Origin of the sequence: Actinomadura rayongensis (assembly GCF_009831215.1) — a bacterium.
GTDB lineage: Bacteria > Actinomycetota > Actinomycetes > Streptosporangiales > Streptosporangiaceae > Spirillospora > Spirillospora rayongensis.
This window is the reverse complement of the sequence record NZ_WUTW01000001.1, coordinates 1436113-1454950: the sequence shown is the minus strand read 5'-3', so window position 1 is coordinate 1454950 and position 18838 is coordinate 1436113. Positions and strand designations below refer to the sequence as shown.

21 protein-coding genes are annotated in these 18838 nt (G+C 72.1%); 8 read left to right on the top strand and 13 right to left on the bottom strand.

What is annotated here, in order from left to right:
• Nucleotides 1-4 precede the first annotated feature (4 nt).
• From GQ466_RS06820 to GQ466_RS06810, 3 genes are all read right to left on the bottom strand, one after another.
• Nucleotides 5-1390 (bottom strand): glycine--tRNA ligase, encoded by a 1386-nt coding sequence (locus tag GQ466_RS06820; RefSeq protein ID WP_202419989.1) that lies wholly within the window; start codon nucleotides 1388-1390, stop codon nucleotides 5-7.
• Between the two features lie 159 nt (nucleotides 1391-1549).
• On the bottom strand, nucleotides 1550-2953 hold the full coding sequence (locus tag GQ466_RS32235; RefSeq protein ID WP_161101858.1) for a glycoside hydrolase domain-containing protein: 1404 nt from the start codon (nucleotides 2951-2953) through the stop codon (nucleotides 1550-1552).
• A gap of 114 nt (nucleotides 2954-3067) precedes the next feature.
• Complete coding sequence (locus tag GQ466_RS06810; RefSeq protein ID WP_161101857.1) at nucleotides 3068-3352, bottom strand: antibiotic biosynthesis monooxygenase family protein; 285 nt, start codon at nucleotides 3350-3352, stop codon at nucleotides 3068-3070.
• Nucleotides 3353-3436: 84 nt separating this feature from the next.
• Here GQ466_RS06810 and GQ466_RS06805 point away from each other — a divergent pair, with 84 nt between their 5' ends.
• Genes GQ466_RS06805 through GQ466_RS06785 form a run of 5 tightly spaced genes read left to right on the top strand, consistent with a single transcriptional unit; the run spans nucleotide 3437 to nucleotide 6733 of the window.
• Nucleotides 3437-4327, top strand: coding sequence for a metal ABC transporter substrate-binding protein (locus GQ466_RS06805; protein WP_161101856.1), 891 nt, complete (start codon nucleotides 3437-3439; stop codon nucleotides 4325-4327).
• Nucleotides 4324-5001 carry a metal ABC transporter ATP-binding protein gene (locus tag GQ466_RS06800; protein WP_161101855.1) on the top strand — a complete coding sequence of 226 codons (678 nt, stop codon included), beginning with the start codon at nucleotides 4324-4326 and terminating at the stop codon, nucleotides 4999-5001. The genes GQ466_RS06805 and GQ466_RS06800 overlap by 4 nt, the downstream gene beginning before the upstream one ends.
• Nucleotides 4998-5900 carry a metal ABC transporter permease gene (locus GQ466_RS06795; RefSeq protein ID WP_161102441.1) on the top strand — a complete coding sequence of 301 codons (903 nt, stop codon included), beginning with the start codon at nucleotides 4998-5000 and terminating at the stop codon, nucleotides 5898-5900. The genes GQ466_RS06800 and GQ466_RS06795 overlap by 4 nt, the downstream gene beginning before the upstream one ends.
• Entirely contained in the window at nucleotides 5897-6283 is a 387-nt protein-coding gene (locus GQ466_RS06790) for a Fur family transcriptional regulator (RefSeq protein WP_103563449.1), read from the top strand. The genes GQ466_RS06795 and GQ466_RS06790 overlap by 4 nt, the downstream gene beginning before the upstream one ends.
• A 24-nt stretch (nucleotides 6284-6307) precedes the next feature.
• A complete protein-coding gene (locus GQ466_RS06785) occupies nucleotides 6308-6733 on the top strand; it encodes an OsmC family protein (protein WP_161101854.1) in 426 nt (141 codons plus the stop codon).
• Nucleotides 6734-6772: 39 nt separating this feature from the next.
• On the opposite strand, the gene GQ466_RS06780 is transcribed toward GQ466_RS06785, so the two are convergent.
• The 3 genes from GQ466_RS06780 to recO all read right to left on the bottom strand — a co-directional run bounded on the left by GQ466_RS06780 (nucleotide 6773) and on the right by recO (nucleotide 9204).
• Nucleotides 6773-7546: a TauD/TfdA dioxygenase family protein gene (locus tag GQ466_RS06780; protein ID WP_161101853.1), complete on the bottom strand. Its 774-nt coding sequence runs from the start codon at nucleotides 7544-7546 to the stop codon at nucleotides 6773-6775.
• A gap of 63 nt (nucleotides 7547-7609) precedes the next feature.
• Nucleotides 7610-8410, bottom strand: a complete 801-nt coding sequence (locus GQ466_RS06775) for an isoprenyl transferase (protein WP_161101852.1) — start codon at nucleotides 8408-8410, stop codon at nucleotides 7610-7612.
• Nucleotides 8407-9204 (bottom strand): DNA repair protein RecO, encoded by a 798-nt coding sequence (gene recO, locus GQ466_RS06770; RefSeq protein ID WP_161101851.1) that lies wholly within the window; start codon nucleotides 9202-9204, stop codon nucleotides 8407-8409. Before recO ends, GQ466_RS06775 begins: the two co-directional genes overlap by 4 nt.
• Before the next feature lie 147 nt (nucleotides 9205-9351).
• Between recO and GQ466_RS06765 the strand changes: the two genes are divergently transcribed.
• Together GQ466_RS06765 and GQ466_RS06760 are read left to right on the top strand one after the other, a co-directional pair.
• Nucleotides 9352-10377, top strand: a complete 1026-nt coding sequence (locus tag GQ466_RS06765; protein WP_161101850.1) for a M4 family metallopeptidase — start codon at nucleotides 9352-9354, stop codon at nucleotides 10375-10377.
• Nucleotides 10378-10398: 21 nt separating this feature from the next.
• Nucleotides 10399-10653 (top strand): protealysin inhibitor emfourin, encoded by a 255-nt coding sequence (locus tag GQ466_RS06760; RefSeq protein ID WP_235828414.1) that lies wholly within the window; start codon nucleotides 10399-10401, stop codon nucleotides 10651-10653.
• Between the two features lie 4 nt (nucleotides 10654-10657).
• On the opposite strand, the gene GQ466_RS06755 is transcribed toward GQ466_RS06760, so the two are convergent.
• Nucleotides 10658-11497, bottom strand: a complete 840-nt coding sequence (locus GQ466_RS06755; protein ID WP_161101849.1) for an SDR family oxidoreductase — start codon at nucleotides 11495-11497, stop codon at nucleotides 10658-10660.
• 76 nt (nucleotides 11498-11573) lie between these two features.
• On the opposite strand from GQ466_RS06755, the gene GQ466_RS06750 reads away from it, so the two are divergent.
• Complete coding sequence (locus tag GQ466_RS06750) at nucleotides 11574-12119, top strand: TetR/AcrR family transcriptional regulator (RefSeq protein ID WP_161101848.1); 546 nt, start codon at nucleotides 11574-11576, stop codon at nucleotides 12117-12119.
• A 51-nt stretch (nucleotides 12120-12170) separates the two neighbouring features.
• On the opposite strand, the gene leuA is transcribed toward GQ466_RS06750, so the two are convergent.
• The 6 genes from leuA to urtA form a co-directional block, all read right to left on the bottom strand.
• Entirely contained in the window at nucleotides 12171-13877 is a 1707-nt protein-coding gene (leuA, locus tag GQ466_RS06745; RefSeq protein WP_161101847.1) for a 2-isopropylmalate synthase, read from the bottom strand.
• Nucleotides 13878-14192: 315 nt separating this feature from the next.
• On the bottom strand, nucleotides 14193-14897 hold the full coding sequence (urtE, locus tag GQ466_RS06740) for an urea ABC transporter ATP-binding subunit UrtE (RefSeq protein WP_161101846.1): 705 nt from the start codon (nucleotides 14895-14897) through the stop codon (nucleotides 14193-14195).
• Nucleotides 14894-15640 carry an urea ABC transporter ATP-binding protein UrtD gene (gene urtD, locus GQ466_RS06735; protein ID WP_161101845.1) on the bottom strand — a complete coding sequence of 249 codons (747 nt, stop codon included), beginning with the start codon at nucleotides 15638-15640 and terminating at the stop codon, nucleotides 14894-14896. The genes urtE and urtD overlap by 4 nt, the downstream gene beginning before the upstream one ends.
• Nucleotides 15637-16713 (bottom strand): urea ABC transporter permease subunit UrtC, encoded by a 1077-nt coding sequence (gene urtC / locus GQ466_RS06730; RefSeq protein ID WP_161101844.1) that lies wholly within the window; start codon nucleotides 16711-16713, stop codon nucleotides 15637-15639. Before urtC ends, urtD begins: the two co-directional genes overlap by 4 nt.
• Entirely contained in the window at nucleotides 16710-17588 is an 879-nt protein-coding gene (urtB, locus tag GQ466_RS06725) for an urea ABC transporter permease subunit UrtB (RefSeq protein WP_161101843.1), read from the bottom strand. Before urtB ends, urtC begins: the two co-directional genes overlap by 4 nt.
• Before the next feature lie 73 nt (nucleotides 17589-17661).
• The gene (gene urtA, locus GQ466_RS06720) at nucleotides 17662-18831 is read right to left on the bottom strand and encodes an urea ABC transporter substrate-binding protein (protein ID WP_161102440.1); all 1170 of its coding nucleotides are present in this window, start codon (nucleotides 18829-18831) and stop codon (nucleotides 17662-17664) included.
• Nucleotides 18832-18838 lie beyond the last annotated feature (7 nt).

Genomic DNA, 18838 nt, shown 5'->3' with positions numbered 1-18838 from the left:
GGATTCAGCAGCCGACGAGCTGGGCGGCGAGGAAGCCCTCGACCTGCGAGATCGCGATGCGCTCCTGGCTCATCGTGTCGCGCTCGCGGACGGTCACGGTGTCGTCCTCCAGCGTGTCGAAGTCGACGGTGACGCAGAACGGGGTGCCGATCTCGTCCTGGCGGCGGTAGCGGCGGCCGATGCCGCTCGCGTCGTCGAACTCGACGTTCCAGTTGCGGCGGAGCTGCGCGGCGAGGTCGCGGGCCTTCGGGGACAGGTCGGCGTTGCGCGACAGCGGCAGCACCGCGACCTTGACCGGGGCGAGGCGCCGGTCGAGGCGCATGACGGTCCGCTTCTCCAGCTTGCCCTTGGCGTTCGGGGCCTCGTCCTCGGCGTAGGCGTCCATCATGAACGTCAGCGTGCAGCGGTCCACGCCCGCCGCCGGCTCGATCACGTACGGGACGAACCGCTCGCCGGACTCCTGGTCGAAGAACGACAGGTCCGTGCCGGACGCCTTGGAGTGCGTCGTCAGGTCGTAGTCGGTGCGGTTCGCGACGCCCTCCAGCTCGCCCCATTCGCTGCCGATGAAGCCGAAGCGGTATTCGACGTCCACCGTGCGCTTGGAATAGTGCGACAGCTTCTCGGCCGGGTGCTCGAACAGTCGCAGGTTGTCCTTGGTGATGCCGAGGTCCAGGTACCACTGGTAACGCTCGTTGATCCAGTACTGGTGCCATTCCTCGTCGCTGCCCGGACGGACGAAGAACTCCATCTCCATCTGCTCGAACTCGCGCGTCCGGAAGATGAAGTTGCCCGGCGTGATCTCGTTGCGGAACGACTTGCCGATCTGGCCGATGCCGAACGGGACCTTGCGGCGCGCGGACTGCTGCACGTTGAGGTAGTTGATGAAGATGCCCTGCGCGGTCTCGGGACGCAGGTAGGCGAGGCCCGACTCGTCCTCGACGGGGCCGAGGTAGGTCTTCAGCATGCCGTTGAACATGCGGGGCTGGGTGAACGCGCCCTTCACGCCGCAGTTCGGGCAGGTGATGTCGGCGAGCGCGGCCGGGGCGCGGCCGTGCTTCTCCTCGAACGCCTCCTCCAGGTGGTCGGCGCGGAAGCGCTTGTGGCACGACTGGCACTCGGTCAGCGGGTCCACGAAGGCGTTGACGTGGCCGGACGCCTCCCACACCTCGCGGGCGAGGATCACCGAGGAGTCCAGGCCGACGATGTCCTCGCGGCCCTGCACCATCGACTTCCACCACTGGCGCTTGACGTTGTTCTTCAGCTCCACGCCGAGCGGGCCGTAGTCCCACGACGCGCGCAGACCGCCGTAGATCTCGCTCGACGGGTAGACCAGACCCCGGCGTTTGGCGAGGTTGACGATCGCGTCCATCACGTCGGAACGGCGTGCCATAACGTGTTCTCCATCCAACTGGCGGTCGGCGGGACTGTCGGTGGTCCCCGCGGGCGCGGGGCGAGTTCCATCCCCGGTCGGGCGTCGACGCGGACGCGGCCGTGCCTGCGTCCGGTGGCCCGGTGCCCAGCTTAGGGCACCCCGGAACGCGGACGCTCCTCAGTAAACGCGGCCGTCCACCGCGTTGCTGTCCACCCGGAGCGCCACACCTCCGTGGCGTTCGCGGTGCGATCCCCGGTACTGCTTGATCCGGCGGTGCGGCGGCCACCACGCGGGGTTCAGGTAGCGGCTGTCGTAGACCGACGGGCGGCCGTCCCAGTGCCCGAACCAGACCACGGGCGGCTTGGCCCTGCTGCGCGGCGCCCGTCCGAGGTCCCGGATGCCGGACGCAGCGCTGCTGTACAGGCCCGCGACGTAGTGGCGGGTGCGCAGCGCGCGCGTCCAGGACTCGACGAAGTCCAGCGCGGCGGCCCGGCAGGACGCGTTTCCGCTGTCGTAGTCCTCCAGGTCGGCGTAGATCGGGCTGCCGGCGGGGATGCCGAGCGCCCGCGCCCGGCGGACGGCGTCGGCCGCCGCCCGCGCCCCCTCGGCCCGCGCGTCGTGCCGCGTGAACCGCGCGCGGTAGCGCGTGCAGGGCGCCTGCGGCCCGACGTACGTGGGGATCAGCCGGTAGCCGAGCGCCCGGACGTTCCGCACCCAGCCGCGCGTCAGATGCGGCTGCGCGCACCCGCGCGACACGCCGCCGATGTAGATGTTCGCGATGCGATAGGCCGACCGCCAGGCGCGCATGGTGGCGAGACCCGGCGCCGCGCACGTGTCGAACGCCCGTCCCCGGACCCAGTGCGGACGCGCGCTCTCCCGCACCGGCTCGCCGACGGCCTTCACCGCCCCACCACCCTGCACGCCACCCCCGCCCGCACCGGCAGGCTTCCCACCCGACGCGACTCCCGGCCGGGCGACAGGCTTCTGCGACGACGTCACGGCAGGCTTGCCGCTCGATGCGGCGGTTGGCGTCCCGTGCGGGGCGGTGGTGGGGCTTGGGGAGGGTTGCCAGGACGGAGTGAGGCGCGTGCGGCGGATGGCGTCCTGGAGGGAGGCGGGGTCGGTGCCGTAGACGCCGGACAGGGTGACGCCCGCCTCGGGGAGAACCACCTGGGTCCGGTGCTCGGGTGTGGCGCGGACGGCGTAGTGCGCGAGGCGGTCGGGGCGGACGGGCGTGCGGCGGCGCTCGGCGGCCGTGTCCAGCGGCTCGACGTGAAGTGCGGTGGCGCCGCCGATGACGCGGGCCGGGCAGTCCGGCTCGGCGGACGAGCTGGAACGCCCCACGTAGACGGCGTTCACGTCGTAGCGCACGCAGCGCGTCGGCTCCCGGTCCAGCCGGTGGACGCTCCAGCCCGCCGGGACCGGCACCCGGACGCCCCGGTAGGCGACGACCGTCGCGCGCGCGGCGGGGTTCAGCGCGGCGGACGCCCCGCCCGGGGTCCCCGCGGCGGACGGCCCGAGCCCGACGACGAGGGCCGCTGCCACGCTGCACGCCGCTCCGAGGACCACCGCATTCCGCATCACGTCTCCCTGGCCATCCATGATCAGCTAGGGCGGTGATCACCGACGGCGCACCGGGGCAAACGGGCGGACGCGCGTCTTTCCCGGCCATTGACCGGTCCGGGACGCGCCCGCTCAGGAATACGCGACGACCTCGTACGCTCCGGGTTCGTCCACCGCAAGCGCCGACAGCGGGATGAACCGGGCGCGCAGGCCGGGGGCGCCGAGGGCCCTGCGGTAATATCCGGCGCCGTCCCATTCGGTGACGAGAGCCCAGAGCGACGGATCGTCCACGGTCCGCGCGAGCCGTCCCGAGCGGTGGCCGGGGCAGGCGGCGAGGGTCTCCAGCACGGCGGTCATCTCGGCGGCGAAGCCGGGCGCGTCCGCCTCGGGCACGCGGTAGCGCGTGATCGCGATCATCCGGCCATCCTCCCGCACGGACGCGCGAACGCCCGGTTTCGCCTGATTTTGACAACCATTTTCATCTTCGTCCATACTGGAGGAATGCCCGCCTTCCGCTCCCGTCCCGCCGTGCTCGCCGCCGCCCTGGCGCTGGCCGCCGCCGGGCTGACGGCGTGCGGCGACGGCGGCACCGGCGGACGCGCGGACGTGCTCGCCTCCTTCTACCCGATGGCCTTCCTCGCCTCCCGCGTCGGCGGCCCGGACGTCCAGGTCAGCACCCTGACCAGGCCCGGCGCCGAGCCGCACGACCTGGAACTGACGCCGAAGCAGATCGGCCACGTGAAGAAGGCCCGCCTCACGGTCTACGTCAATGGCCTCCAGCCCGCTGTGGACGACGCCGTCCGGCACCAGGCCGGGCACCGCGCGCTCGACGCCGGCGCGCTCGTCCCGCTGCTGCCCGCGACCGAGGGCCCCGGCACCGACCCGCACCTGTGGCTGGACCCGAGCCGCATGGCCGTCCTCGCCACCGCGCTCGGCGACCGACTCGCGAACACCGATCCCGCGCACGCCGCCGCCTACCGGGAACGTGCCAGGACCCTCGCCGGACAGCTCACCGCCTTGGACGCCGCGTTCAAAGCGGGCCTGAGAAAGTGCGCCCGCACGACGATCGTCACCGCGCACGCCGCGTTCGGCTACCTCGCCGCCCGCTACGGCCTGCGGCAGGTGCCGGTCGCGGGCGTGGACCCGTCCGCCGAGCCGTCGCCGCGCCGCCTGGCCGACCTCGCCGCGCTCGTCCGCGAGACGGGCGCCACGACCGTCTTCACCGAGACCCTGGCCAGCCCGAAGGTCGCCGCCGCGCTCGCCCGCGCGGCCGGGGCGAGAACGGCCGTTCTGGACCCGCTGGAGGGAATCCGGAAGGGGTCCGGCGACGATTACCTCTCCGTGATGCGCACGAACCTGACCGTCCTCCGCGCCGCCCTGGGGTGCCCATGAACGACGTACCGTTCGCCATGACCGGCGGCGTCGTCCGGCGCGAGGGCCGCGCGGTCCTGGACGGCGTGGACCTGCGCGTCGCCGCCGGGGACGTCGTCGCGCTGCTCGGCCCGAACGGCGCGGGCAAGTCCACGCTGGTCAAGGCCCTGCTCGGCCTGCTGCCGCTCGCCGCCGGACGCACCGAGATCTACGGCACGCCGCCCGCGAAGTTCCGCGACTGGCGGCGCGTCGGCTACGTCCCGCAGCGGCTGCCGATGGGCGGCGGGGTGCCCGCGACGGTCCGCGAGGTCGTCGCGTCGGGCCGCGTGGCCCGCCGGTCCCGCTGGCGCCCCGCCGACCGGACCGAGGACCGCGCGGCCGTCGACCGCGCGCTCGACGCCGTCGGCCTCGCCGACCGCGCCCGCGACTCGGCGCACCTACTGTCGGGCGGCCAGCAGCAGCGGGTGCTCATCGCCCGCGCCCTCGCCGGGGAGCCGGACGCGTTCGTCCTGGACGAGCCCACCGCCGGAGTCGACGCGGGCAGCCAGACCGCCCTCGCCAAAGTGCTCGCCGAGCTCGTCGCGGGCGGCCGGACGGTCGTGCTCGTCGCGCACGAACTCGGCCCGCTCGCCCCGCTCGTCACCCGGACCGTCCGCCTGGAGCACGGCCGCGTCGCCGCCGAGGAGACCGCCTGATGGAGATGTTCCAGCTCGACTTCATGCGGATCGCGTTCGCGATGGCGGTCCTCATCGGGCTCACCGCGCCCGTGATCGGGACGTTCGTCGTCCAGCGGAAGATGTCGCTGCTCGGCGACGGCATCGGCCACATCGCGCTCACCGGGATCGGGCTCGGCCTCGTCACCGGGTCCTCGCCCGTCCTCGCGGCACTGGTGGTGTCGGTGCTCGGGGCGGTCGCGATCGAGGCCCTGCGCGCCCGCAGCCGCAGCGGCGCGGACGTCGCGCTCGCCGTGCTGTTCTACGGCGGCCTCGCGGGCGGCGTCGTCCTCACCGGCCGCGAGGGCGGGCAGGTGAGCCTCCAGTCGTACCTGTTCGGGTCGATCAGCAGCGTCACCGCGACCGACCTGTACATCGTCGCGGGTCTGTCGGCGGCCGTACTGCTGATCCTCGCAATCTTCGGCCGGGAGCTGTTCCTGCTCTGCCAGGACGAGGACCTGGCGCGCGCCGCCGGGCTGCCGGTCCGGTTCCTCAGCGTCCTCATCGCCGCGACCGCCGCCGTGACGGTCGTGATCTCGATGCGGGCGATCGGGCTGCTGCTGGTCAGCGCCCTGATGATCGTGCCGGTGGCCGCCGCGCAGCAGGTCGCGCGGGGCTTCCTCGGCACGATGCTGACCGCGATGGCCGCCGGTGTACTGTCGGCGGTGACGGGACTGGCGGGTTCGTACGAGTACGATCTTGCGCCGGGGCCGTCCATCGTGCTGCTCGCCCTCGCGGTCTTCCTGGCCGCGGTGGGCACGGGGACCGTCCTGCGCCGCCGCCGCACGGCGTCGGCCGCCGCACGGGACGCGCGCGCCGCGAGGCGCGTGGACGTCCGGGACGTGAGCATGGACGCCGAACCGGAGGTTCTGGGGGGATGACGACGACCCGCCGCGACGCGGTACGGCAGGCGCTGGCCGACCGCGAGGGCTTCCGCAGCGCCCAGGACATCTACGCCGACCTGCGGGCCGACGGCTCCAAGATCGGCCTCACCACCGTCTACCGGGCGCTCCAGGCGCTCAGCGACGCCGGCGAGGTGGACGTCCTGCGCACCGACGACGGCGAGGCCGTCTACCGGGCGTGCCGCAGTGAGGAGCACCACCACCACCTGGTGTGCCGCGAGTGCGGCCGGACGGTCGAGGTCGCCGGGCCCGCCGTGGAGTCCTGGGCGGACGCGATCGGCGCCGAGCACGGCTTCGTGGAGATCACCCACACCGTCGAGGTGTTCGGGACGTGCGGGGAGTGCGTCGCGCGCCGTTCGTGACCTGCGATGCGGGAGAATCGGAGCATGGCTACGACACGCACCGCGAACGCGCACTGGGAAGGGCCGCTGATGGGCGGCGAGGGGAAGGTCTCACTGGACTCGTCCGGGCTGGGCGTGTACGACGTCACGTGGGCGTCGCGCGCCGAGGACCCGGCCGGCCGCACCAGCCCGGAGGAGCTGATCGCGGCGGCGCACTCGACGTGCTACTCGATGGCGCTGTCGCACGCGCTCGCCGGGGCCGGCACGCCGCCGGCGTCGGTGGACACGCGCGCCGACGTGACGTTCCAGCCGGGCGAGGGCATCACCGGGATCGTCCTGACCGTCCGGGCGAGCGTCCCCGGCATCTCCGCCGAGGACTTCGCGGCGGCGGCGCAGGGCGCCAAGGAGAACTGCCCGGTCAGCAAGGCCCTCACGGGCACGACCATCACGCTGGACGCGGAACTCGTCTGACCCTCGCGGCGGGGCGGTCCACGCCGTCCCGCCGCCCGATCAGCGGCGCGGCGGCCGGGCGCGGACCGGCCCCGGCGTCTCCCCCGCGAGCGTGATCCGGCGCAGCCGCCGGGGCGCGTCGCCGAAGTCCCGCACGACGCGGACCTGCGTGGCGCGGTTGTCGGCGAGCGCGACGTCCCCCGGCGCCCACCGCCACCGGACGGTGTTCTCCAGCCGGACGACCTGGTCCTGGAACAGCCGGATCAGCGCCTCGGAGTCGGCCTCCGCGCTGAGCCCGGCGATGGCGCGCGCGAACCCGCCGAGCAGCAGCGACCGCTCCCCCGTCGCCGGATGGACGCGCACGAGCGGGTGCTCGGCCTCGCGTCCGCCGCGCGCGTGCCGCGCCCACAGCCGGTCGGCGACGTCGCGCAGTTCGGCCGGGAGCGCGTCGTAGGCCGCGACGGTGTTGGCCCAGACGGTGTCGCCGCCGTGCGCGGGGACGTCCAGGGCGTGCAGCACGACGGCCTTCGGCGGACGGGACGCGTACGACTCCTCGGTGTGGAACGCGGTGCCGCCCGGCTCGGCGTCCGCGATCGTCTCCGGGGTGCCGAGCAGGGCGGCGAACGCGGTCAGCCCGGCCTCGTCCAGGTCGTCCTGGCCGCGGAAGAACAGCACGCGGTGGCGCAGCAGCGCGTCGCGCAGGACGGCGACGGTCGCGCGGTCGTGCCGGCCGGCCAGGCGCAGCCGACAGACCTCGGCGCCGATCAGGCCGGCGACGGGCTTGATCCGCGGGGACCGCGTCCGGCGGACGGGGTCCAGCACCGGTGACGTCATGTGACGAACGTATGCAGCGCGCGCCCGAAAAGCAAACTATTCAAGTAGGAATTAACGGTTGAGTCAGGGTCGCGCGGCCGACGGCTCGACCGGATTGGGCACCGCTCCCCCGTAGCGCCGGTCGCGGGACGCGTAGATCTCGCACGCGTGCCACAGGTGGCGGCGGTCGAAGTCGGGCCAGAGCGTGTCAAGGAAGACCATCTCGGCGTAGGCCGACTCCCAGAGCAGGAAGTTGGAGATCCGCTGCTCGCCGGACGAGCGGAGAAAGAGATCGACATCCGGAATGTCTGGCTCGTCCAGATAACGGGCGAAAATCTTTTCATTGAGGCGGTCCGGGTTGAGCTTGCCGTCCCGGACGTCGCGCGCGATGGCCGCCGCCGCGTCCACGATCTCGGCCCGGCCGCCGTAGTTCACGCAGAACTGCAGCGTGAGGACGTCGTTGTCGCGCGTCATCTCCTCGGCGGACTCCAGCTCCTTGATGACGCTGCGCCAGAGTTTCGGCCGTCGGCCCGCCCAGCGCACCCGCACGCCCGCCTCGTGGAGCTGGTCGCGGCGGCGGCGGATGACGTCCCGGTTGAAGCCCATGAGGAACTTCACCTCGTCCGGCGACCGCCGCCAGTTCTCGGTCGAGAACGCGAACGCCGACAGGTACGGGACGCCCAGCTCGATCGCGCCCATGATCACGTCGAACAGGGCGTCCTCGCCGCGCCGGTGCCCCTCGGTGCGCGGCAGCCCCCGCTCCTTCGCCCAGCGGCCGTTGCCGTCCATGACGATGGCGACGTGGCGCGGCACCAGCTCGGCGGGGATCTTCGGCGGCTGGGCGCCGTCCGGATGCGGGTACGGCGGCGAAACGGCCCTTCTCACACAGGCTCCCGGTCGTTCGGATCGTCATCGGTCGTCCCGCGTCCCGGCCGGGACGCGGCGGAGTCCTCCGGCTCCACGTGGCGCAGCGAGCGGATCCCGTGCTCCAGATGCCACTGAAGATAGGCGGCGACGAGGCCGCTGCACTCGGCGCGGTGGCGCGGCTCGCTGTCGTCGGCGTACTCCCAGTCGCCGCGCAGCAGCGCCAGCATCAGCGCGAACGTCGGCGGCGCGGGCGTCGCCGCGCCCGGCTGGCGGCACCGCGCGCACACCGCGCCGCCCGCCGCGATGGCGAAGCCGCGCAGGCCGCCCCGGTCGCCGCAGCGGCAGCACTCGTCCAGCGCGGGCGCCCAGCCCGCCACCGACAGCGACCGCAGCAGGAACGCGTCCAGGACGAGCCGGGGGTCGTGCGCGCGCTCGACCAGCGTGCGCAGCCCGCCGACGAGCAGCAGGAACTGCCGCAGCGCGGGCTCGCCCTCCTCGCTGGTCAGCTTCTCGGCCGTCTCCAGCATCGCGGTGCCCGCCGTGTAGCGCGGGTAGTCGGTGACGAGGCCCTCGCCGTACGGACGCAGCGTCTCGGCCTGCGTGATGAGGTCCAGGGACCGCCGCTCGTAGAGCTGGAGGTCGACGTGGGTGAACGGCTCCAGCCGCGCCCCGAACCTGGACCTGGTCTTGCGGACGCCCTTGGCCGCCGCGCGGATCCGTCCGCCCCGGCGCGTCAGGACCGTGACGATGCGGTCGGCCTCGCCCAGTTTCTGGGTGCGCAGGACGACGCCTTCGTCGCGGTACAGGGTCACGGTTTCATTCTCGCGCACTGATCCCGATGGATGATCCCGGGCACACCCGGCGAAACACGCTGACGATCACGTTAGGTGACCGGTACAGGACGTGCGAGTGAGCGCGAGTCGCTGGCCGGTGTCAGGCGAAAGTGTCAACGTGGAGCCATGAGATGCACCATCGTGCCGCCGCACATCCTGGACCGCGTCGCCTCCGCCGGCGACCCCGAACTGCGCGACATCGCCCGTCGCACGCTCGTCCTCAGCTCGGGCGCGCGCACCGAACGGCGGATGTTCCCCGCCGAGGCCGCCGCTCCGAACGAGGACTTCGTCCCGAACCGGACGATCGCCGACGCCGGGCACCGCGAGGAGACGCCGGGCAAGACCGTCCGCACCGAGGGCGGTCCCCCGACCGGCGACAAGTCCGCCGACAACGCCTACGACTGGCTGGGCGTGACGTTCGACTTCTACGAGGCCGCCTACCGGCGCAACTCGATCGACGGCGCCGGGCTGAAGCTCCTGTCGACCGTCCACTACGGCAAGGACTACGACAACGCCTTCTGGGACGGCTCCCAGATGGTCTACGGGGACGGCGACGGCCGCCTGTTCAAGGACTTCACCGGCCCCCTCGACGTCAGCGCCCACGAGCTGACCCACGGCGTCACCCAGTACACCGCGAACCTGGAGTACTACGGGCAGTCCGGCGCGCTGAACGAGTCGCTGTCGGACGTGTTCGGATCGCTGGTCAAGCAGTGGCACCTCAAGCAGACCGCCGACCAGGCCGACTGGCTCATCGGCGAGGGGCTGCTCGCCGACGGCGTCCACGGCAAGGCGCTGCGGTCGATGAAGGCGCCCGGCACCGCCTACGACGACCCGAACCTCGGCAAGGACCCCCAGCCCGGCGACATGGCCCACTATGTCGAGACCTACCGGGACAACGGCGGCGTCCACATCAACTCCGGGATCCCCAACCACGCCTTCTACCTGGTCGCGACCGCCATCGGCGGCAACGCCTGGGAGAAGGCGGGGAAGATCTGGTATGAGACCCTGACGGGAGGGAAACTGTCGAGCACGGCGGACTTCAAGGCGTTCGCCCGCGCCACCTCGGCCACGGCCGCCCGTCTCTACGGCGACACCGCCGCCGAGACCAAGGCCGTCAAGGACGGCTGGTCGAAGGTCGGCGTGCGCATTTGACCCCGGGGGCGAGGAGGCGTCGTGAAGGTGCGGGTCGTGCGGAGCGGAGGCTTCGCGGGCATCGAACGGCACGGCGAATCCGACAGCGCCCGTGATCCGGTGCTGGCCGGGCTGGTGGACCGCGTCGACCTCGGCGCGCTGTCCCCGCCCGGCCGGATCCCGGACCAGTACCAGTACGACATCGACATCGACGGCACGAGCGCCACGGTCGGCGAGAGCCAGCTCAGCGGGCCGCTGCGGGAACTCGTCCACCACGTGCTGAACCGTCCGCGCTGACGGCTCAGGCGGCCAGGAAGTCGTCGAAGTCCCGGGGCGGACGGCCGGTCAGCGCGCGGACGGTGTCGGTCACCGTGTCCTGCGCGCCCGCGGCGACCTCGGCGAACAGCGCGGCCACGTCGGCGGCGAACGCGGCGGGCAGGCCCTGGCGGGTGAGGGTCGCGGCGAACTCGTCCGGCGGCAGGTCGACGTAGCGGACCGTCCGGCCGTGCGCGCGGCTCAGTTTCTCCGCGATCTCGGCGTGGGTGAGCGCTTCGGGGCCGGTCAGGACAAACGTGCCGGTGCGGGACGGGTCGCGCAGCAGCGCCGCCGCGCAGTCGGCGATGTCCCGGCAGTCGACATAGGACACGCGGGCGTCGCCGTACGCGCCGAGCAGGTCGCCGTCGGCGGTGAACGCGCCCTCGCCCGTCCGGAAGTTCTGCATGAACCCGCCCGGCCGCAGCACCGCCGCCGGGATGCCGGACGCCGCCAGATGCCTTTCGATCTCCCAGTGCGCGCCCTGGGCGAGCCGTCCACCCTCCCGGGCCCCCAGTACCGACACCTTGACGATCCGGCGGACGCCGGCGCGCCGGGCCGCGTCGATCAGCGCCTTCTGCTGGCCGACCATGGGCTGCTCGCCGTCGGCGGGGACGGCGCCGCCCGCGTTGAGGAACACCTGCTCGACGCCGTCCAGGGCGGGCGGCAGCGTCTCGGGGACGTCGAAGTCGCCGATGACCTGGGCGCAGCCGAGGTCGGCGCCGCGCGCGGGGTCGCGGACGAGCGCCCGGAAGGGCGCGCCGTCCGCCGTGAGCCGCCGGACGAGATGCCGTCCGATGGAGCCGGTCGCTCCGGTCACAAGGATCATGGGAATGCTCCGTCGCTAAACTGAGGGTGCCTCGGGAAACATATCGAGGGACCCTCGACTTAACAAGGGACAGCCCATGCCCGCTCGCCGCGCCGACGCGCGCCGCAACGTCGGCAAGCTCCTGGACGCCGCCGACGCCGCCTTCCGCGACCACGGCACCGGCGCCCCGCTGGAGCCCATCGCCCGCCGCGCCGGCGTGGCCATCGGCACGCTCTACGGACACTTCCCCAACCGCCGCGCCCTCGCCCGCGCACTGCTGCGCGAGCGGCACGACGCGCTGTTCGCGCGCGGCGACCGCCTCGCCGAGGATCCGCCCGGTCCCGCGCTGGCGGCCTGGATCCGGGCCGTGGCCGAGCACGCCGCCGTCTACGGCGGGCTGGCCGAGATGCTGGCGGCCGGGCTGGACGACGAGGCGTCGGAGCTGCACGACGACTGCGCCCGCATGTCCGCGCTGACCGACCGCCTGCTCGCCCGGGCGCACGCGGCCGGGGCCGTCCGCCCCGAGGTCACGTCGTCCGACGTGCTCACCCTGACGACCGCCGCCGCCTGGACCCGCGCGCAGTCCGCCGCGCAGGCCGACCGCCTGCTGGACCACGCCCTGCGCGGGATGCTGGCCCCCTGAAACGCGTCGCGCCCGGCGAGCACGTAGCTCGCCGGGCGCCGGGGTTCAGCGTCAGGAGGTACGGGCCACGCGGTTGACGGCCGACAGGATCGCCTTCAGGGACGCGGTGACGATGTTGCCGTCGATGCCGACGCCCCACACCGACGTGCCGTCCACGTCGCACTCGACGTAGGCGGCGGCGCGGGCGTCGCCGCCGGCGCTCATCGCGTGCTCGGCGTAGTCCAGGACGTGGACGCGCACGCCGATGCCCGCGAGCGCGTCCTCGAACGCCGACACCGGGCCGTTGCCGACGCCCTCGATCTCGCGGATCTCGCCGTCCACGCGGACGTCGCAGCTCAGCGCGTCCTTCTCGTCCACGCGGGACGTCGTGCGGTGCGCCAGCAGGCCGATCCGGGGGCCGCCCACCAGGAACTCGTCCTCGAAGATCTCCCACATCCGCTCGGGCGTGACCTCGCCGCCCTCGCCGTCGGTGTACTGCTGCACGACGCGGGAGAACTCGATCTGGAGGCGGCGCGGCAGCTCCAGGGCGTGCTCGGTCTTCATGATGTACGCGACGCCGCCCTTGCCGGACTGGCTGTTGACGCGGATGACCGCCTCGTAGGTGCGGCCCACGTCGTGCGGGTCGATGGGCAGGTACGGGACCTCCCACGCGAACTCCTCCACCGGCACCCCGGCGGCGTCGGCGTCCCGGCGCAGGTGGTCGAAGCCCTTGTTGATCGCGTCCTGGTGGGAGCCGGAGAACGCGGTGTAGACGAGGTCGCCGCCGTAGGGGTGGCGCTCGTGGACGGGCAGCTGGTTGCAGTACTCGACCGTCCGGCGGATCTCGTCGATGTCGGAGAAGTCGATCTGCGGGTCCACGCCCTGCGTGAACAGGTTCAGCCCCAGCGTGACCAGGCAGACGTTGCCGGTGCGCTCGCCGTTGCCGAACAGGCAGCCCTCGATGCGGTCCGCGCCGGCCATGTAGCCCAGCTCGGCGGCGGCGACGGCGGTGCCCCGGTCGTTGTGCGGGTGCAGGGACAGGACGATCGAGTCCCGGTAGGCCAGGTTGCGGTGCATCCACTCGATCGAGTCGGCGTAGACGTTCGGCGTCGCCATCTCGACGGTCGCGGGCAGGTTGACGATGACCTTGCGGTCCGGCGTGGGCTTCCACACGTCGTTGACGGCGTTGCAGACCTCGACCGCGTACTCCAGCTCGGTGCCGGTGAACGACTCCGGCGAGTACTGGAAGTAGATCTCGGTGTCGCCCATGTCCTCGGCGAGCTTCTTGCACAGCTTGGCGCCCTCGACGGCGATGGCGGTGATGCCGTCGCGGTCCAGGCCGAACACCACGCGCCGCTGCAGCGTGCTGGTCGAGTTGTAGAGGTGGACGATCGCCTGCTTGGCGCCGCGCACCGCCTCGAACGTCCGCTCGATCAGCTCGGGCCGGGCCTGCGTCAGGACCTGGACGACCACGTCGTCCGGGATCCGGTCCTCCTCGATGATCTGCCGGACGAAGTCGAAGTCGGTCTGGCTGGCCGCCGGGAACCCGACCTCGATCTCCTTGTAGCCCATCCGGACCAGCAGCTCGAACATCCGCAGCTTGCGCTGGGGATCCATCGGGTCGATCAGGGCCTGGTTGCCGTCGCGCAGGTCCACCGCGCACCAGCGCGGGGCCTCGGTGATCACCTCGTCCGGCCAGGTGCGGTCCCGGAGGGCGACCGGCGTGAACGGGCGGTAGCGCTGGAAGGGCATGCCGGACGGCTTCTGCTGCGGATACATGGGTGGAATTCCCTCTGCTCGGATCCTGCGGCCGACGACCACGTCACGGCAGGTTGCGGTCCCGCAGCGAGGGGGCCGGCCGGTTATGGACCCCCGCTGCGGCCACTAAGGAGGAGCAGCTCGCGCAACACAACCGCAAAACTAACAGACGCGGACCGGCGCGCGGTAACGCCGTCCGGAATTTGAGACGCCGGGACCGCGGGCCGTCGCACAACAGAACGGCCGGGAGGGCATCGCCTCTTCCCGGCCGTTCGCACGTTGGCGGGCCCTGCCGCCCGTACCGGCGACGGACCCAGATGTGACCTTAGCCACTTTTCAGACGGCGAGCAAGCGCTTCACCTCGTCGTCGTGCAGGTCCTCGGCACCGCCCGCCCGCCGCACCACACCGCCCTCGATGATCACGAAGGCGTCGGCGAGGCGCAGCGCCAGCTCCAGGTACTGCTCCACCAGAAGCACCGCGAGGCCGTCCTCCTGGTGCAGCCGCTCGATCGCCGCCTCGATCTCGGCGACGATGGACGGCTGGATGCCCTCGGTCGGCTCGTCCAGGATCAGCAGCCGGGGCCGCGTCACCAGCGCCCGCGCGATCGCGAGCTGCTGCTGCTGGCCGCCGGACAGGAACCCGGCGCGGCGGCCGAGGAACTCCTCCAGCCGGGGGAACACGTCCAGGGCCGCGTCGATGGCCGACCGGTCGCGGTGCTTGGTCGCGTCCAGCGTGACCTGGAGGTTCTCGGCGACGGTGAGCTGCGGGAACGTCTCGTGGCCCTGCGGGACGTAGCCCATGCCGCGCCGGACGCGCTCGTGGGTGGGCAGCCGGGTGACGTCCTCGCCGTCGAAGATCACCCGTCCGCCCGTCGGCGGCAGCACGCCCATGATCGCGTTGAGCAGCGTGGTCTTGCCGACGCCGTTGCGCCCCATGACGCACAGCAGGCTGCCCGCCTCGACCTCGGCGTCCACCCCGAACAGCACCCGCGCCCGCCCGTACGCCGCCTCCAGTCCCGTGACCTGCAAGAGCGCTGTCACGCGGCCTCCTTCTTGGTGCGGCCGAGGTAGACCTCCTGGACGCGCGGGTCGGCCTGGACGGTCGCGACGTCGCCCTCGACCAGCACCTTCCCCTCGTGCAGGACCGTCACCTGGGACGCGTACCGGCGCAGGAACTCCATGTCGTGCTCCACCACGACGACCGTGTGGTCGCGGGCGATCTCGGTGAGCAGTTCGCCGGTGCGGTCGCGCTCGTCGCGGCTCATGCCCGCGACGGGCTCGTCCAGCAGCAGCAGGCGCGGCTTCTGGGCGATGAGCATCCCGATCTCCAGCCACTGCCGCTGCCCGTGGGACAGGACGCCCGCCGGACGGTCCGCGAGGTCGCCGAGCCCGATCGTGTCGAGCGCCGCCGCGACCGTGTCCGACACGCCGCGCCGCTGCCGCAGCAGCGTCGGCAGCGGACGGCGGAACCCGGCGGCGAGGTCGAGGTTCTCCACGACGGTCAGTTCCTCGAACACCACCGAGGTCTGGAACGTCCGGCCGATCCCCAGCCGGACGATCTTGTGCTCGCGCAGCCCGCCGAGTTCGGTCCCGGCGAACCGGACCGTTCCGGACGCGGGCCTGGTCAGCCCGGTGACCACGTCGATGAGCGTGGTCTTGCCCGCGCCGTTCGGCCCGATGAGGAACCGCAGCTCCCCCTGCTCGACGGTCAGGTCGACCCCGCCGAGCGCCCGGAACCCGTCGAACACGACTTCCAGGCCACGAATCTCCAGCAATGCACTCATGCGGGCACCTCCGAGGCGGTCGGCGGAGCGGGGACGGGCTTGCGGCGGCGGGCGATCGCGTCCCTGACCTGCTCGTACACCCCGACCGCGCCGCGCGGCGCCAGGGTCATGACGCCGATGAACAGGGCGCCCTCCAGGTAGAGCCAGCCGTCCGCCCACTGCTCGCTGAACGACGTCTTGGCGTAGTTCATGGCCACCGCGCCGAGCACCGCGCCCGCCAGGGTGTACCGGCCGCCGATCGCGACGGCGACGACCAGCTCCAGGGACGGCACGACGTCCAGCAGCGACGGCGAGATGATCCCGACCACCGGGACGAACAGCGCGCCCGCGATGCCCGCCATCCCCGCCGAGATCGCGAACGTGATCGTCTTGACCGTGGCGGGGTTGTAGCCGAGGAACCGCACGCGGTCCTCGCCGTCGCGGACGGCCACGAGCAGCCGTCCGAAGCGGCTCTTCACGAGCTGCCGCGCCAGCAGGTACAGGACGCCGAGCACGATCGCCGTGACGAAGTACGTCGTCCGCTGCGTGCTGTCGGCCTCGGGGTCCTGGCCGAAGAAGTCGTAGAAGTTGGTCAGCCCGTTCGTCCCGCCGGTGAGGCCCTGCTGCCCGACCAGCAGGATCACGAACGCGGCGGCGAGCGCCTGCGTGAGGATCGCGAAGTACGCGCCGCGCACCCGCTGGCGGAACACGAGGACGCCGAGCAGCGTCGCGATGACGACCGGCACGACCACGACGGCCGCGAGGGCGAACACCGGGTTCCCGAACGGCTTCCACAGCGCCGGGAGCTTGTCGACGCCGCTCCACACCATGAAGTCGGGCAGGTCGCCGCCGGCGTCGTGGAGCTTGAGGTACATGCCCATCGCGTAGCCGCCGAGGCCGAAGAACACGCCCTGTCCGAGCGTGAGCATCCCGCCCTGGCCCCAGGCGAGGCCGATGCCGAGCGCGGCGATGGCGAAGCACAGGTACTTGGCCAGCTCGTCCAGCCGGAAGGCGGGCAGGGCGAGCGGCGCGACGACGAGGAACAGCGCCGCGACGCCGGCGAAGAGCGCGTAGCCGCGCAGCCGCGCGCTCATGTCAGCGCCCGCGAGCGGAGGACGAACAGCCCCTGCGGACGGACTTGCAGGAACCCGACGATGACGACGAAGACGATGACCTTCGCCAGGCTCGCGTCCGTCCAGAACTCGCCGTAGGAGTTCAGCATGCCGAGCGCGAGCGCCGCGATCACCGCGCCGCGGAGCTGGCCGAGGCCGCCCGCGACGACGACGAGGAACGCGTCCACGATGTAGTAGGTGCCGAGCGACGGCCCGACCGGGCCGATCAGCGTCAGCGCGACCCCGGCGACGCCCGCGAGGCCCGAGCCGATGAAGAACGTGAGCTGGTCCACGCGGCCGGTCGCGACGCCGCTGACGGCGGCCAGCTCGCGGTTCTGCATGACGGCCCGCATCCGGCGGCCCTGCCGGGAGCGGTTCATGTAGGCCCAGATCCCGACGACGCACGCGGTCGCGAGCCCCATGATGAACAGCCGCGCGTAGGGCAGGTTGCCGCCGAGCAGCTCGACCCGTCCCGACAGCCAGGACGGCGCGGTGACCTGCACGTTCGGGGCGCCGAACAGGTCCCGCGCGGCCTGCTGCAGGACGAGGCTGACGCCCCAGGTGAGCAGCAGGGTGTCGAGCGGACGTCCGTAGAAGTGCCGGATCGCCGCGCGCTCCAGGATCCAGCCGAGCGTCCCGGCGACCACGAAGGCCACCGGCAGCGCGACGATCACGGCCTGGCCGTGGAACCAGTCCTGGAGCATGTAGGCCGTGTAGGCGCCGGCCATGATGAACTCGCCGTGCGCCATGTTGATGACGCCCATCTGGCCGAACGTGAACGTCAGGCCGAGCGCGATCAGCAGCAGCACCGCACCGATGCTGAGGCCGACCGGCAGTTGGTTGAGCAGTGATTCCATGCCGCCTCCTCGAACGCGCCGTGGGTGGTCCTCGCCGCGGGCCCCCGGCGGGTGCGCCGGGGGCCCGCGCCGGTCAGGACAGCCCGGTCGCCCAGGGGTAGGTCTTGAGGTAGGGGTCCGGCTTGATCGGCTTGCCGGACGACCAGACCTCCTTGATCAGCCCGTCCGGCTGGATCACGCCGATCCGCGCGGTCTTGTAGACGTGCTGGTTCTCACCGTCGATCGTGACCTTGCCCTCGGGGGTGTCCAGCGAGATCCCGGCGGCGGCCTTCTTCACGGCGGCGACGTCGGTCGTCCCGGCCTTCTGGACGGCGGCGGCCCACAGGTGGACGGCGTTGTACCCGGCCTCCATCGGGTCGGAGGTGACGGCGCCCTTGTACTTGGCCTGGAAGGCCTTCACGAACGCGTCGTTCACCGCGCCCGGGGTCGTCTCGTAGTAGTTCCAGGCGACGAGCTGGCCCTGGACGTTGGCGACGCCGATGCCCTTGACCTCCTCCTCGGCGATGCTCACCGACATCACCGGGAGTTTGGCCGCGTCGAATCCGGCGCTCTTGAACTGCTTGAAGAACGCGACGTTGCTGTCGCCGTTCAGCGTGTTGAAGACCGCGTCCGGCTTCGCCGTGCCGATCTTGTTGACGAGCGTGCTGTATTCGGTGTGGCCGAGCGGGGTGTACTCCTCACCGACGATCGTCATTCCGTTGGCCTTGGCGTACGCCTTGATGATTTTGTTCGCGGTGCGCGGGAAGACATAGTCGCTGCCGACCAGGTAGATCCGCTTCTTGCCCTTTTCCTTGAGATAGTCCAGGGCCGGGACGATCTGCTGGTTGGTGGTCGCGCCGGTGTAGAAGATGTACGGGCTGCTCTCCAGTCCCTCGTACTGGACGGGGTACCACAGCAGCGCCTTGTTCCGCTCGAAGACCGGGAGCATCGCCTTGCGGCTGGCGGACGTCCAGCCGCCGAACACCGTGGCGACCTTGTCCTTCTTGATGAGCTTCTGCGCCTTCTGCGCGAAGGTCGGCCAGTCGGACGCGCCGTCCTCGACCACCGGCTGGATCTTCTTGCCGAGTACGCCGCCCTTGGCGTTGATCTCGTCGATGGCCATGAGTTCGGAGTTCTTGACCGTGACCTCGCTGATCGACATGGTGCCGCTCAGCGAATGCAGGATCCCCACCTTGACGGTGTTGCCGCCGGCGCCGCCGCCGGACGATCCGTCCTTGGAATCCCCGCCGCACCCCGTGAGCATTGCCACG

Excerpts from the sequence above, each read along its gene's own strand:
- GQ466_RS06780 (WP_161101853.1), bottom strand. The coding sequence starts at position 7,546 with ATGACGTCACCGGTGCTGGACCCCGTCCGCCGGACGCGGTCCCCGCGG.
- GQ466_RS06755 (WP_161101849.1), bottom strand. The coding sequence starts at position 11,497 with ATGATCCTTGTGACCGGAGCGACCGGCTCCATCGGACGGCATCTCGTC.
- GQ466_RS06805 (WP_161101856.1), top strand. The coding sequence starts at position 3,437 with ATGCCCGCCTTCCGCTCCCGTCCCGCCGTGCTCGCCGCCGCCCTGGCG.
- GQ466_RS06820 (WP_202419989.1), bottom strand. The coding sequence starts at position 1,390 with ATGGCACGCCGTTCCGACGTGATGGACGCGATCGTCAACCTCGCCAAA.
- GQ466_RS32235 (WP_161101858.1), bottom strand. The coding sequence starts at position 2,953 with ATGCGGAATGCGGTGGTCCTCGGAGCGGCGTGCAGCGTGGCAGCGGCC.
- urtD (WP_161101845.1), bottom strand. The coding sequence starts at position 15,640 with ATGAGTGCATTGCTGGAGATTCGTGGCCTGGAAGTCGTGTTCGACGGG.
- GQ466_RS06810 (WP_161101857.1), bottom strand. The coding sequence starts at position 3,352 with ATGATCGCGATCACGCGCTACCGCGTGCCCGAGGCGGACGCGCCCGGC.
- GQ466_RS06750 (WP_161101848.1), top strand. The coding sequence starts at position 11,574 with ATGCCCGCTCGCCGCGCCGACGCGCGCCGCAACGTCGGCAAGCTCCTG.
- GQ466_RS06785 (WP_161101854.1), top strand. The coding sequence starts at position 6,308 with ATGGCTACGACACGCACCGCGAACGCGCACTGGGAAGGGCCGCTGATG.
- GQ466_RS06790 (WP_103563449.1), top strand. The coding sequence starts at position 5,897 with ATGACGACGACCCGCCGCGACGCGGTACGGCAGGCGCTGGCCGACCGC.
- urtC (WP_161101844.1), bottom strand. The coding sequence starts at position 16,713 with ATGAGCGCGCGGCTGCGCGGCTACGCGCTCTTCGCCGGCGTCGCGGCG.
- leuA (WP_161101847.1), bottom strand. The coding sequence starts at position 13,877 with ATGTATCCGCAGCAGAAGCCGTCCGGCATGCCCTTCCAGCGCTACCGC.
- urtA (WP_161102440.1), bottom strand. The coding sequence starts at position 18,831 with ATGCTCACGGGGTGCGGCGGGGATTCCAAGGACGGATCGTCCGGCGGC.
- urtB (WP_161101843.1), bottom strand. The coding sequence starts at position 17,588 with ATGGAATCACTGCTCAACCAACTGCCGGTCGGCCTCAGCATCGGTGCG.
- GQ466_RS06765 (WP_161101850.1), top strand. The coding sequence starts at position 9,352 with ATGAGATGCACCATCGTGCCGCCGCACATCCTGGACCGCGTCGCCTCC.
- GQ466_RS06800 (WP_161101855.1), top strand. The coding sequence starts at position 4,324 with ATGAACGACGTACCGTTCGCCATGACCGGCGGCGTCGTCCGGCGCGAG.